The organism is Streptomyces sp. BoleA5 (genome assembly GCF_000373665.1).
Lineage (GTDB): Bacteria > Actinomycetota > Actinomycetes > Streptomycetales > Streptomycetaceae > Actinacidiphila.
This window is the reverse complement of record NZ_KB892155.1, coordinates 14550-27871: the sequence shown is the minus strand read 5'-3', so window position 1 is coordinate 27871 and position 13322 is coordinate 14550. Positions and strand designations below refer to the sequence as shown.

The 13322-nt window shown below is 73.4% G+C and carries 10 protein-coding genes and 4 pseudogenes; 2 read left to right on the top strand and 12 right to left on the bottom strand.

What is annotated here, in order from left to right; genetic code table 11:
• Positions 1-29: 29 nt before the first annotated feature.
• Together B085_RS0138505 and B085_RS0138500 are read right to left on the bottom strand one after the other, a co-directional pair.
• A complete protein-coding gene (locus B085_RS0138505) occupies positions 30-977 on the bottom strand; it encodes a hypothetical protein (RefSeq protein ID WP_018563932.1) in 948 nt (315 codons plus the stop codon).
• An 88-nt stretch (positions 978-1065) separates the two neighbouring features.
• A complete protein-coding gene (locus B085_RS0138500) occupies positions 1066-1971 on the bottom strand; it encodes a LysR family transcriptional regulator (protein WP_018563931.1) in 906 nt (301 codons plus the stop codon).
• Positions 1972-2081: 110 nt separating this feature from the next.
• On the opposite strand from B085_RS0138500, the gene B085_RS45145 reads away from it, so the two are divergent.
• Complete coding sequence (locus tag B085_RS45145; RefSeq protein ID WP_018563930.1) at positions 2082-3140, top strand: EamA family transporter; 1059 nt, start codon at positions 2082-2084, stop codon at positions 3138-3140.
• Here B085_RS45145 and B085_RS51315 read toward each other — a convergent pair.
• From B085_RS51315 to B085_RS0138480, 3 genes and pseudogenes are all read right to left on the bottom strand, one after another.
• Positions 3121-3717: pseudogene (locus tag B085_RS51315) on the bottom strand (sugar phosphate isomerase/epimerase family protein); the annotation flags it as partial. The gene B085_RS45145 and the pseudogene B085_RS51315 overlap by 20 nt on opposite strands.
• 97 nt (positions 3718-3814) lie before the next feature.
• Positions 3815-4723, bottom strand: coding sequence for a bifunctional helix-turn-helix transcriptional regulator/GNAT family N-acetyltransferase (locus B085_RS0138485; RefSeq protein WP_018563928.1), 909 nt, complete (start codon positions 4721-4723; stop codon positions 3815-3817).
• 88 nt (positions 4724-4811) lie between these two features.
• A complete protein-coding gene (locus tag B085_RS0138480) occupies positions 4812-5918 on the bottom strand; it encodes a LacI family DNA-binding transcriptional regulator (RefSeq protein ID WP_018563927.1) in 1107 nt (368 codons plus the stop codon).
• A 338-nt stretch (positions 5919-6256) separates the two neighbouring features.
• Here B085_RS0138480 and B085_RS51310 point away from each other — a divergent pair.
• Positions 6257-6511: pseudogene (locus B085_RS51310) on the top strand (DUF993 family protein); the annotation flags it as partial.
• 341 nt (positions 6512-6852) lie between these two features.
• Here the strand turns inward: B085_RS51310 and B085_RS0138470 are convergent.
• The 7 genes and pseudogenes from B085_RS0138470 to B085_RS0138445 all read right to left on the bottom strand — a co-directional run bounded on the left by B085_RS0138470 (position 6853) and on the right by B085_RS0138445 (position 13216).
• On the bottom strand, positions 6853-7296 hold the full coding sequence (locus B085_RS0138470; protein WP_018563925.1) for a DUF937 domain-containing protein: 444 nt from the start codon (positions 7294-7296) through the stop codon (positions 6853-6855).
• Between the two features lie 74 nt (positions 7297-7370).
• On the bottom strand, positions 7371-7760 hold the full coding sequence (rbsD, locus tag B085_RS0138465; RefSeq protein WP_018563924.1) for a D-ribose pyranase: 390 nt from the start codon (positions 7758-7760) through the stop codon (positions 7371-7373).
• Positions 7757-8659, bottom strand: a complete 903-nt coding sequence (gene rbsK / locus B085_RS0138460; protein WP_018563923.1) for a ribokinase — start codon at positions 8657-8659, stop codon at positions 7757-7759. Before rbsK ends, rbsD begins: the two co-directional genes overlap by 4 nt.
• Before the next feature lie 40 nt (positions 8660-8699).
• Positions 8700-9563, bottom strand: a pseudogene (locus tag B085_RS52065) (D-ribose ABC transporter substrate-binding protein); the annotation flags it as partial.
• 133 nt (positions 9564-9696) lie between these two features.
• Positions 9697-10666 (bottom strand): annotated as a pseudogene (locus B085_RS52060) (ABC transporter permease); the annotation flags it as partial.
• Complete coding sequence (locus B085_RS0138450) at positions 10656-12176, bottom strand: sugar ABC transporter ATP-binding protein (protein WP_037733316.1); 1521 nt, start codon at positions 12174-12176, stop codon at positions 10656-10658. The pseudogene B085_RS52060 and the gene B085_RS0138450, both read right to left, overlap by 11 nt.
• A gap of 26 nt (positions 12177-12202) precedes the next feature.
• On the bottom strand, positions 12203-13216 hold the full coding sequence (locus B085_RS0138445) for a LacI family DNA-binding transcriptional regulator (RefSeq protein WP_018563921.1): 1014 nt from the start codon (positions 13214-13216) through the stop codon (positions 12203-12205).
• Positions 13217-13322: the final 106 nt, after the last annotated feature.

Sequence of the window (13322 nt, the reverse complement as noted above, 5' to 3'; positions counted from 1 at the left end):
AGCACACACGCTTAGCCGGAAAGTTATTGTCAGTCAATGAGTTGGGCACGCTCCGGGACGAGCCGGGACGGCACCGCGAGCACAGCGGCGTAGTGCTGGACCTGGATGCAGCGCTTGGTCTCGTCCCCGGTGGGCGCGGCCGACAGTTCCCGCCGTCCGATGGTCAGGACGGCTCCGGTGGGCCCGCAGCCCGTCAGCACGAAGCCGAAGCGCCGCTCGTCACCGCGCCGCGGATGCCGTGCCAGCTGTTCGCGCAGCGCGGCCGCCCCCTTGCGGGGCAGACCGGCGAGGAAGGCGTCGAGCTGCCGCGCCGAGGTGACCTCGGAACTACGCCGGCCGCCCGGCTCTCGCATGTCCTCCAGACCGCCGAACGCCACCGTGCTCCCGGGGGCGGGCGGATCGGCCCGGGGATCCGCCTCCTGCGCGAAGCGCGGCCGCTTCGGCATCCGGTCGCGCGGCACCTCGAACACGGCGACCACCCGGTTGGCGACGAGGCACTGGCCCGTCGCGGTCTGCGCGAGGCCGAGCGCCAGCCGGTCGCCGCTCCGGAAGAGGACGGCGTCCTTCGTGCGGTTGCAGCCGGTGGTCCGGGTCCAGGCGACCAGCACCGAGCGGGAGAAGTCGGTCCGCGCGGCGCGCCGCGCGATGTCGTCGGCGATCTCCGGTGCCGACTTCATGAAGTAGCCGGGGAAGCGGCTCAGGTCGCGCTCCCCGTCGAGGACGGTGTGCACCGCGGGTACTCCGCGTGTGGTCTCGGTGAAGTACACGCGGCGGGTGGAGACCGTCCCGCCGGCCGGGAGGGATCGCGGGGTGGACGCCGAGGCGGACGGCGCCGGGTCCGCGGGCGCGGAGGCGATCGCGGAGGTGGAGGGGCCGCCACCGGCGTTGTCGTAGGGGGGTACGCCGGTGGCGGGCTGCTGCCGGCCGCAGGCGGCGGAGAGGGTTGTCAGCGACGCAGCCAGCAGCGTGGCCGACACCGCTTTGCGGAGACTCCCGGGCAGCAGGCCGGTTGGACGGGGCCGGTACGGAAACGGTTCCCTGCGGGTGGGTGACATCCGCCCATGGTCACGCAACGACCCGGGGGTAGTGAACGCGCAACGCCCGGACCGTCTCCGTGATGGCCGGACGTCGCGACGCTCCCGTCCGCCACAAGGCGTACAGCCGCCGCACCGGCGCCGGCTCCAGCGGCACCACGACCACACCGTCCGGCACCGGACCGCGTCCCAGCCGCGGCACCAGCGCGATCCCCAGCCCGGCCGCCACCAGCGCCAACTGCGTCTGGTACTCGGCGACCTGGAACGCCAGGTCGGGCTCGGTGCCCGCCTCCCGCAGGGTCCGCACCAGCCAGTCGTGGCAGACGTGCCCGGGCGGCTGGCAGATCCACCGCTCGTCGACGACGTCCTCGCGGACGAGCGCCGCGCGCGCCGCCAGCGGATGCGCGGCGGGAACCAGCACGTCGCAGTGGTCCTCGCCGATCACCACCCGCTCCAGCCCCTCGGGGGCCGGCAGCGGGGCGATGTCCCAGTCGTGCACCACGGCCAGGTCCACGACACCGCGGGAGACCAGGTCGACCGACAGGTGCGCGCCCTCCTCCACCAGCCGCAGCTCCAGCGACGGGTGGGCGGCCGTCAGCCCGGCCAGCACCTCGGGGAGCAGGCCGCGCGCCGCGGTCGGGAAGGCGGCCATGGTCAGCCGCCCGGTGGGCCGGCCGCGCCGCTCCTCCAGCGCGACCTCGGCGCGCTCCACGATCGCCATCAGCTCCTGCGCGGTCTCCGCCAGCAGCTGCGCGGCCTCGGTCAGCGCCACGCCGCGGCCCTGCCGCTCCAGGAGCGTCGTACGGGTCTCCCGCTCCAGTTTGGCGATCTGCTGGGACACAGCGGACGCGGTGTAGCCGAGGGCCGTGGCCGCCGCCCCCACCGATCCGTGCACATGCACGGCGTGCAGCGCCCGCAGCCGGGCCAGATCCAGCATCCGTTCACCTCGTCATCCCGGCGCCAGGGGCGCATCGTTCAGCAACACTGAATCCGACAGTGCAGCAACACTCGCTAGTGCTTAAGAGTATGGTGCCCGATGCTGGAGCGATGCGACCGGCACACCTCGCCCTCGCGGTCCTCGTCGCCGCGGTCTGGGGCGTCAACTTCGTGGTCATCGAGGTGGGACTCGGCCACTTCCCGCCGCTGCTCTTCTGCGCCCTGCGCTTCCTGGCCGCCGCAGTGCCGGCGGTCTTCTTCGTCCGCCGGCCCGGCGTCCCCCCGCGCCGGATCGTCGCCGTCGGACTCGTCCTCGGCGTCGCCAAGTTCGGCCTGCTCTTCATCGGCATGGACCAGGGCATGCCTGCCGGGCTGTCCTCGCTGGTGCTGCAGGTCCAGGCCGTCTTCACCGCCCTCCTCGCGGTCGCCCTGCTGGGCGAGCGGCCCGGCCGGCTCCGGACGGCCGGCATGGGCTTCGCCTTCGCGGGGATCGCCGTCGCCGCGTACGACGAGGGCGCCTCCGGCCCGATCGGCGCGTTCGTGCTGGTCGTCGCGGCCGCCGCCTTCTGGGGGCTGTCCAATGTGCTCACCCGCCGCGCCGCCCCGCCGGACGCGCTGAGCTGGATGGTCTGGGTGAGCCTCGTCCCGCCGCTGCCGCTGCTCGCCCTCTCCCTGGTCGTCGAGGGCCCCGCGGCGGACGTCGCCGCGCTGCGCGGTCTCGACTGGAGCGGCGCCGGTGCGATCCTCTACGTCGCCTGGATCACCACGGTGTTCGGGTTCGGCGCCTGGGGCTTCCTGCTGCGGACGTACGACGCCTCCGCGGTGGCGCCGTTCTCCCTGCTCGTCCCGGTGTTCGGCATGACATCGGCGGCCATGCTGCTGGACGAGGGAGCCGGCCCGCTGCGCTGGACGGCCGCGGTGCTGCTGGTGGGCGGCGTCGGAGTGACGTCGCTGGGGTCGCTGGGGTCGCTGGGATCGCCGGGCTCGATCCGGCCGGGCCGGGGCGCGGGCGCGGGTGAGGGCGAGGGCGCCCGGCTCAGGCGGACTCGCCGAGCAGCCGCAGCAGATGCGCACGCCCCCGCGACAGCAGCTCCGGCAGCGCCCGCACCTGCGGGTACCGGCGCTTCTCGTACTCCCAGCAGAGCCAGCCGTCCCAGCCCGCGCGACTGAGCACCTCCACCGTCCCGGCCAGCGGCAGCGCCCCGTGGCCGAGCGGCAGCGGAGTGGTGTCCTGCGCCGAGGAGATGTCCTTGACCTGCACGTAGCCCAGGTAGGGGGCGAGCACCGGATAGGTGTGCTCGGGCTGCTCCCCGCCCAGCCACGGGTGCATCACGTCCCAGAGCGCACCCGCGTGGTGATGGCCCACCAGCCCCAGGATCCGCGCCACGTCCGCGCCGGTCCGGTGCGAGTCATGGGTCTCCACCAGGACCCGCACGCCGGCGTCCGCCGCCTCCGCGACCACCGCCGCCAGCCGGCGGGCGGCCCGGGTGTCGGCGGCGTCCACGTCGTCGTCACCGGCGCCGGGGAACACCCGTACGTAGGGGGCTCCCAGGTCGGCGGCGAGGCGCACGTGGTCGCGCAGGCCGCGCAGCGCGGGGGCGTCCTCGCCGGGAGCGGCCACCTGCACGTGGGAGGCGACCGCCAGGACCGCGACACCGGCGTCCCGGAACTTTCCGGCCACGTCGGCACGCTGCCGTTCCGTCAGGCCGCTGTGCACCGGCTCCTCATGGCCCGCCCGCAGCTCCACGCCGTGGTAGCCGTGCTCCGCGGCGAGCCGGACGACGTCCGGCAGGGGGAGCCCCGGCACGCCGAGGGTCGAGAACGCGAGCTTCACTTTTCGGACGTTACAGCACCAGCCGCCAGTCCTGCCCGACGAGATCCCGGCCGAAACTGCGGTGCGGCTTCTCCCCGACGAGCTCGAAACCGGCCGCCTCGTAGATCCGCCGGGCGGAGACCAGGACGTCGTTCGTCCACAGCACCAGCTCGCGATGGCCGGCGGCGCGGGCGTGCGCGACGCAGGCCTCCACCAGCCGGCGGCCGATGCCGTGGCCCCTGGCCGCCGGGTCGACCAGCAGCAGGCGCAGCCGTGCCGTGCCGGGCGCGTCGTCGCGTACGCAGAAGACGCATCCGGCGCGTTCGCCGTCCAGCTCGGCGATCCACGCCCGCTCGTGGCCGCCCGCGACGATCCGGGCGACGAGGGTCTCGTACTCGGCGTTCCAGCCGTACTCCTCGGCGTAGACCTCCGCGTTGCGCTGGACCACCCAGCCGAGGTCACCGGGGCGCGGCTCGCGCAGCCGGACCCGGGCCCCCGGAGGGGCTTTTGCGGCGGCGCCGCCGAGGACGTCGCGGACGGTGCGCATGGCCTGTGTCAGGCGGGCTCGGTCCTTCGGGGCGAGTCCGCTGACCATGGACGCGACCGCCTCCCGCGACCGGTCCTCCAGGAGCCGGGCGGCCTCCCGGCCGTCGGGTGTCGGCTCCACCCGCTGCCGCCGGGCGTCCCGTGGTGACGGCGCGCGGGTCACCAGCCCCCGTTCCTCGAAGGCCGCCAGCATCCGGCTCAGCTGCCCCGCGTCCACCGAGAGGGCCGTGCGCAGGTCGGCGGCGTCCAGCCCGCCGCCGGCGGCGTGGGCGAGCTCGTAGAGCACGCGGGCCTCGGTGAGCGTGTACGGGGTGTGCAGATGGCGGCTGTAGTCGAGCGCGCCGATGAGGTTGGTGTAGAAGCGGTTGAACGCCCGGATCTCCTGGACGGTCACGGCGGGCTCCCTCCGGAATTCTTTGACTGGGTCAAAGGTATCCCCGCCGGGTGTTCCTGAACAGGTGCCGGCGCGCCCCCGCGGGCGGCTACGCGCCCTTTCGCGGTGCCGCCGTCGACGCCCGCACCATCAGCTCCGTCCGCACGGTCGCCAGCCCGCCGGGAGGCGCCGCCTGACGCCCCATGACCAGCCGCCCGGCGCGGGCGCCGGCTTCCTGCAGCGGTATGCGCACCGTCGTGAGCGCGGGCGCGGCGTCCACACTGAAGGGGAGGTCGTCGAAGCCGGCGACCGAGACGTCCTCGGGGATGCGCAGCCCGCGCTCGCGCAGCGCCGCGCAGACGCCGAGCGCCACCGTGTCGTTGGCGGCGACGACCGCGGTGAGCGCGGGCTCGCGGCGCAGCAGCTCCAGTGCCGCGTCGTAGCCGGAGGAGCGGTCGTAGTAGCCGTGCACGGTGAGGCGGTCGAGCTCCGCGGGGGAGCCCGCGAGCCCGGCCTCGGCCAGGGCGGCGCGGTGGCCCTCCAGACGGTGCCGGGTGGTGCTGCGCTCCGCGGGGCCGGCGACGTAGCCGATGGTGCGGTGGCCGAGGGCCAGCAGGTGCTCGGTGAGGCGCTGCGCGCCGCCGCGGTTGTCGAAGGCGACGGTCATCACGGAGTCGGCGGCGGGGCCGGCGATGTCGGCGAGCTCCGGCACGGGCGGGCGGCCGCACAGCACGATCCGGGTGCCGGAGGCGGAGAGCCGTGCGAGGCGGCCGGCGACGGCCGTGCTGTGGCCGGTGCCCTCCACGGCGCCCCCGGTGAGCACCACGCCCGCGGCGCGCTGCCGCTCCAGCAGGGTCAGGTAGTTGAGCTCGGCCTCGGGAGAGCCTCCGGTGTTGCAGACCACGGCGAGCTTCCCGGTGCCCGCGGGCAGCCCGGAGGGCTGCTCGGCGCCGCCGCTGATCTCGCCCTGCACGGCGCTGGCGATCAGCCCGAAGAAGGGGTCGGCCACGTCGTTGACCAGTACCCCGACGAGGTCGGAGGTGGCCGCGGCCAGCGCGCGCGCGTGCCCGTTGACGACGTAGTGGAGGTCGTCGACGGCCCGCAGGACCCGCTCGCGCGTACTGCCCGCGACCGGATAGTTGCCGTTGAGGACACGCGACACGGTCGCGGCGGACACTCCGGCGCGCGCCGCCACGTCGGCGAGGGTCACTGCCATCTCGTCTGTTTCCTCCGGGTCGGTCCTCCCCGGGCCCTCCGCCCGTGGCCGCACATGTTCTCACCTCGGGGGCCGGTGGGGGAGCGGAGTCGCGCGGCAACTTGCCGGGGGTCCTCCAGCACTGTGGGGCCGCGAGGGGGGAATGCGCTTTCTGCCGCTGTTCCGTAGCCATGACGCGCTGTCGCCGCCGCCGTCCGGACCCCGATCCGGAGCCCTCGGACGCCGGCCGTCGGTGCCTCTGCGGCGCCGTCGCGCGGGCGCCGGCGGCCGGGCGGTCGATGGGCGCACGCCGCACCACCGCGACCGCGTCCGGTTCGTCGCGCCGAAGTCCCCGGCCCGGCGGGCGCATTGTCTGCGGGGTGAGCGCCGATCAGCTGCGGTGCACCGGGCGCGGCCCTCCGTAGGGCCTCGCCGGCATCCGGGCCGCCTGCGAGGAGCAGCTCGCCGTCGTCGAGGGCGCGGGCTCGCGGGCCGTCCTCATGGCCTCGCGCGCGCCGGCCGCCGTCGCGAAGGGCCCCGAGGGCCACCTGGAGGTCTGCGGCCATCTGCTGCGCCAGGCCGCCGGGCCCGTCGTACTGCTGTGGCCGGACCCGAGGTGGAGATCTCCAACCCCGCGCTGTGGGCCCGGAACGGGGCCGAGAAGCCGGCCGAGACGGTCGCCGGGTACCGCCGGCACGTGTTCTGAGAAATCTCTGAAAATTTCTTCCGGAAGCCGTGCAACCATCCCTGGGGCCGGTGTGTCTACGTAGCGTCAAGACCTGGAGGGGGGCCTCACAAGGGTCTTGAGTGGGGGAGAGCGTGGCGCCCGGAGGGGGCTCGGGGCATCGCGCAGAGGGAGGGGAACGCCAAAGGGGTCCGGCTTGCCGGACCCCTTTCGCCATGTTCGCCCGGTCCGGTCCGCTCGGTCCGCTCGGTCCGCCCGGGCCGCCGCGGCTCAGCGTTTCTCGCGGGCCCGCCGGGCCAGCACCGCCGCCATCACGGGGATCACCGTCTCCAGCGCCGCCGAGACCGCCTCGACCGGGAGCCCGGTCCGCTTGGCCACCGCCCGCGCCGCCGGGGCGGCGACCTTGGCCAGTACGGCGGCCAGCACTCCGCGGCCCGGTTCCCGCCCCGTACCGCCCTGCAGCCCGGCGAAGCCGATGGCGGCCGCGGGCAGCGGCTCGGGCTCGTTCGCGGCCTGCTCCATGGCCTGGCACAGCTCCGCGGTGCCGCCGGGCGTCACCGCGTCGTCGGTCAGCACCCCCGTGATCGAGGCCACCGCGCTCCCCACGACCTGCTGCGCCTGGTCGGCGTCGGTCCCGAGCAGCATGGTGATCTCCCGGAGCCGGTCGTCCCCCAGCTCCTCCAGTACCTCGTCCTTCAGCGGTCGGTCGCTCATGGTCGGGACGCTACGCGCGATTCGCCCGCCCGGCCCGCCGACCGCAGCCGGACGGATGTACGGCCTGGATGCATCTAGAAGGGCACGCCGCAGCGCAGGATCACGTTGGCGTACGGCCGGGACTCGCCGGTGCGGACGACGAGGCGGGCCTGCCGGGTACGGGCCTTGAACTCCTCGTGCGGGACCAGCTCCAGGTCGGGGAAGGCCCCGTCGAGCCGGGCGGTCACCTCGGGATTGTGCTCGCGGACCTCCTTGGCCGCGATCGCCCCCTCCACCACCAGTTCCTCCAGCAGGCCGTCGAGGACCTCGGAGAAGGACGGCGTACCGGCCCGGAACGCGAGGTCGACGACGATCGGCCCGGGAGGGATCGGGAGCCCCGCGTCGCAGACCACCACCAGGTCGGTGTGGCCCAGCACGGCGATGGCGCCCGCCAGATGGCGGTTGAGGATTCCGGACTTCTTCACAGCTGACCCACTTCTTCGAGGGTGGGGAAGGATTCCTGCGCACCCGGCTTCATGACGGCCGCGGCGCCCACCCGCACCGCGAACCGCACGGCGGTCACCAGGTCGTCGCCCGCGCCCAGCCGCCAGGCCAGCGCCCCCGTGAAGGAGTCGCCGGCGCCGGTGGTGTCTACGGCCGCCACGCGCGGGCTGGGTATGCGCACGGTGCCGTCCGCCGTCGCGGCGAGCGCGCCCGCCGCGCCGAGCGTGACGACCACCGAGCGCGGGCCGAGCGCGAGCAGCCCGGCCGCCCACGCCTCGGGGGTGTCCCCGGCCTCCGGACCCAGCAGGACGCGTGCCTCGTGCTCGTTGACCACGATGGGGTCGCAGCCGGCGAGCACCTCCCGCGGCAGTGGGGCGGGGGGCGAGGGGTTGAGCACGATCCGCGTGCCTGCCTCCGTGGCCGCCGCCACCGCGGCGGCCACGGACTCCAGGGGGATCTCCAGTTGCAGCGAGACCACCCTGGCGGCGGCCAGCAGCTCGCGCGCACCGGTCACGTCCGCCGGGGTGAGCCGGGCGTTGGCGCCCGGCGACACCACGATGCTGTTGTCACCCGAGGGGTCCACGGTGATCAGCGCGACGCCGGTGGGGGTGTCGCCGCTGAGGACGCCGGTGGTGTCGACGCCGGCCGACGTCAGCGAGCCGGTGAGCAGCCGCCCGTGGGCGTCGTCGCCGACCCGCGCGAGCAGGGCGGTACGGGCGCCCAGGCGGGCCGCGGCGACGGCCTGGTTCGCGCCCTTGCCGCCGGGGTGGGTGGCGAGGTCGGAACCGAGGACCGTCTCACCGGCGTCCGGGCGCCGGTCGACGTGGATCACCAGGTCGGCGTTGGCCGACCCTACGACCAGCAGGTCGTGGCCGTGCATCTGCGTGTCCCTTCGGGTGTTCAGCCGGACCGGTCGTCCGTCAGGAGGAGAATTCGGTGACGTTCTTCTCGGTGACGACCTTGACCGGGACCTTCACCAGGCTGTTGAGCTTCTCGCCCTTGGCGGCCTTCACCGCGTTCTGCACGGCCAGCTTGCCGAGTTCCTTCGGCTGCTGGGCGACGGACGCGAAGAGGGTGCCGCCCTTGACCGCGGTGAGGCCGTCGGGGGTGCCGTCGAAGCCGACGACCTTGACCGACTTGCCGGCCTTGTCGCCGAGCGCCTTGATGGCGCCGAGGGCCATCTCGTCGTTCTGGGCGAAGACGCCGGTGACGTCGGAGTGGGCCTGCAGCAGGTTGGTCATGACGTCCAGGCCCTTGGTGCGGTCGAAGTCGGCGGCCTGCTGGGCCACGACCTTGATGCCCGGGTAGGCCTTGATGCCCTCGTTGAAGCCCTGGCCGCGCTCGTTGGCCGCGGAGGTGCCCGCGGTGCCCTGGAGGACGACCACGGTGCCCTTGCCGCCCAGCGAGTCGGCCAGGGTCTTGGCGGCGAGCCGGCCGCCGGCGACGTTGTCGGAGGCGACGGTGGTGGCGAGCTCGGCCTTGTTGACGCCGCGGTCGGCCGCGACGACGGGGATGCCGGCCTTGTTGGCGGCCTTCACGGAGGGGCCGGCCGCGTCGGAGTCCACCGGGTTGACGATGATCGACTTCACGTTCTGGCTGGTGAAGTTCTGCAGCTGGTTGGCCTGCTGCGACGCGTCGTTCTGCGCGTCGGTGACGGTCAGGTCGACGCCCTCCTTCTTCGCCTCGGCCTGCGCGCCCTCCTTCAGCTGCACGAAGAACGGGTTGTTGAGAGTGGAGACCGACAGACCCACCTTGACGTCGGAGGACGAGCCGGAGCCGGAGTTGCAGGCGGTCGCGGTGAGCGCGAGGGCGGCGACGGCGACGGTGGTGGCGGAGATGAGCTTGGTGCGCATGGAAGTTCCTTGCTGGTGTGGTGCGGAGAAGAAGAAGGGGTCTGGGGTGCGCGCGGCGGTCAGCCGCGGCGGCGCAGCGTGTCGAGCAGGACGGCCAGCGCGATGACCGCGCCGATGACGACCTGCTGCCAGAAGGCGGACACCGACAGCAGGTTGAGGCCGTTGCGGAGGACGGCGAGGATCAGCGCGCCGATCAGGGTGCCGGACGCCTTGCCGACGCCGCCGGAGAGGCTGGCGCCGCCGATGACGACCGCCGCGATGGCGTCCAGTTCGTAGCCGTAGGCCGCCTGAGGCTGCGCCGAGGCGAGACGGGAGGCGAGGACGATGCCGGCGACCGCGGCGAAGAGGCCGGACAGCGCGTAGATGATGATCTTCTGGCGCTTGACCCGGATGCCGGAGAGGCGGGCCGCCTCCTCGTTGCCGCCGATCGCGTACATGGCGCGGCCTATGTAGGTGCGGCCGAGGATGATCGCCGTGGCGGCGCCCGCGACGATCATCACCAGGACCGGGACGGGCAGCCAGCCGCCGATGGTGTCGCCCAGGTGGGAGACGGAGTCGGGGAAGGCGATGGGGCTGCCCTGGGAGATGACCAGGGTCAGGCCCCGGCCGATCGAGAGCATCGCGAGGGTCGCGATGAACGGCGGCAGCTTGCCGAAGGAGATCAGCAGGCCGCTCAGCAGGCCGCTGGCGACACCCGTGGCGACGGAGAGTACGACCGCCAGCCACACCGGCAGGCCCGCCGAACTCGCGCTCCAGGCCAGTACCGTCGCCGAGAGCGCCGCGACCGAGCCCACGGACAGGTCGATCCCGGCCGCGACGATCACGAAGGTGGAGCCGAAGGCGAGAATGGCGACGACGGCCGCCTGGACGCCGACGTTGAGCAGGTTCTGCGTGGACAGGAAGTCGCCCGAGAGGAACGACAGTGCCACGAGCAGGACCACCAGGGCGCTGAGCGCGCCGTTGTTGAGGAGCACACGGCGTGCCGCGGCGACGCCGCCCGTGTCCGTACTGCTTTTGAGCGTGTCAGTGGCCACGGGAGCCCTCCACATCCTTCGTTGCTGTTGCGTTGCCGCCCTCGGTGGGCGCTGTACCGACGGCCAGGGCCATGACGGAGTCCTGGGTGGCCTCGTGCGCGGGAAGTTCACCGGCGATCCGGCCCTGGGACATCACCAGGACGCGGTCGCTCATGCCCAGGACCTCGGGGAGGTCGCTGGAGATCATCAGCACCGCGTGGCCGGAGGCCGTGAGCTGATTGACGAGCTGGTAGATCTCGACCTTGGCGCCGACGTCGATGCCCCGGGTCGGCTCGTCGAGGATGAGCACCTTGGTGTCGGCCAGCAGCCACTTGCCGATGACGATCTTCTGCTGGTTGCCGCCCGACAGGGTGCGCACGTGCTGGTGGAGCCCGGCCATGCGGACCTTGAGCTGCCCCGAGATCCGGTCCGCCGCCTTGCGCTGCCCGGCCCGGTCGACGAACCCGGCGCGGGTCGCCCGGCCGAGGGTGACCAGGCCCAGGTTCTCCTGGATCGTGGCGTCCAGCACCAGGCCCTGGCCCTTGCGGTCCTCGGGCACCAGGCCGATGCCCGCGTCCATGGCGGCGTTGACGTCGTGGCGGCGCAGCCGCTTGCCCAGTACCTCGATCGTCCCGGAGTCGTACGGGTCGGCGCCGAAGACCGCGCGGACGACCTCGGTGCGCCCGGCTCCGACGAGCCCGGCCAGGCCCACGACCTCGCCGGCCCGCACCTCGAAGGTCACGTCGCGGAAGACGCCGCCCCGGGTGAGGCCCTCGACCCGCAGCAGGGGCGCGCCTGCTTCGGCGCGCTCGCGGGGGTACTGCTGCTCGATGCTGCGGCCCACCATCAGCCGGACCAGTTCGTCCTCGGTGGTGCTCGCGGGCACCTGGGCGACGCTACGGCCGTCGCGAAGGACGGTGACGCGGTCGCCGAGGGCGGCGATCTCCTCCAGATGGTGGGTGATGAAGACGATGCCGACGCCGTCCTCGCGCAGCTGGCGCACGATCCGGAAGAGCTTGTCGACCTCCTCGCTGGTGAGGACCGCGGTCGGCTCGTCCATGATCAGGACGCGCGCCTCCAGGCTGAGCGCCTTGGCGATCTCCACCATCTGCAGGCGGGCGATGCCCAGTTCGGAGACCGGGGTGCGCGGGTCGACGTCGATGCCGACCCGTTCCAGCAGGGCGGCGGCGTCCGCGTTCATCTGCTTGCGGTTCACCAGGCCGAATCGGCGCGGCTGGCGGCCCAGGAAGATGTTCTCGGCGACGCTCAGCGCCGGGACGAGGTTGAACTCCTGGTAGATGGTCGCGATGCCCAGTTTCTCGGCGTCCTGCGCACCATGGATGCGCACTTCGCCGCCGTCGACGAGGATCCGGCCCTCGTCGGGGCGGTTGGCGCCGGAAAGCATCTTGATCAAGGTGCTCTTGCCCGCGCCGTTCTCGCCGAGCAGGACGTGCACCTCGCCTCCGCGCAGGTCGAAGTCGACGCCGTCGAGGGCCACCACACCGGGGAAGACCTTGCGGACGCCCTCCATGCGGAGGAGCTCGGGGCTGCTCGTGCTCAACGGGGGCTCCTTTCGGACGCGCCGCAGGAGCGGCGGACAACGAGACGGGCGGACACGGTGACCGACGGCGCCGGCCTGCCCTCCACCCGGTCGATCAGCGAGCGGACGGCCGCGCGGCCGAGATCGCCGGTGGGCTGGGCGATCGCGGTGATCGGCGGATCGGTGTGGAGGAACCACGGGATGTCGTCGAAGGCGGCGAGCGCGATGTCGTCGGGCACCCGCAGGCCGCGGGCGCGGATCTCGTCCATGGCGCCGAGCGCCATCAGGTTGTCCGCGGCGAAGACGACGTCGGGCGGGACCGGCAGGTCCAGGAAGCGGGCTATCGCCCGGCGCCCGCTGTCGGCCTGGAAGTCGCCCTGGCCGATGTACTCGTCGGGCAGCGGCAAGCCGAAGGCGGCCAGCGCCTCGCGGAAGGCCCGCACACGCTCGCGGCCCGTGGTGGTCGCGGCGGGGCCCGCGATGATCGCCGGCCGGCGGTGGCCCAGACCGTGGAGGTGGGCGACCAGGTCGCGCACCGCGTCGAAGCCGTCGGTGCGGACCACCGGGACGTCGTTGCCGATGCCGGGGATCCAGCGGTCGACGAAGACCATCGGGGTGCCGGAGCGCACCGCGTCCAGGATCAGCGGGGAACCGCCGTCGGTCGGGCTGACCAGCAGCCCGTCGATGCGGCGGTCCAGCAGCGTGCGGATGTGGTGGTCCTGCTGCTCCGGCCGCTCGTCGGCGTTGCCGATGATCACGCTGTAGCCCAGTGCCCTGGCCTCGTCCTCCACCGAGCGGGCGAGCTCGGTGAAGAAGGGGTTCAGCACGTCGCTGATGACCAGGCCGAGGGTCCGGGTCTGGTCGGTGCGCAGGGAGCGCGCCACCGCGTTGGGCCGGTAGCCGAGTTCGGCCACGGCCTCCAGCACCCGTGTGCGGGTGTCCGGGCGGACCGCCGGGTGGTCGTTGAGCACGCGGGAGACCGTCGCGACGGAAACACCGGCGCGTGATGCCACGTCCTTGATGCTCGCCACCCGTCCCACCTCCTCGTGGAATCGATTACAAAGAGGATTGGAATCGATTACACGCTCCGAGGCAAGAGCGTGAAACCGGATCGTTACATTCCGGGGGGTCGACCGG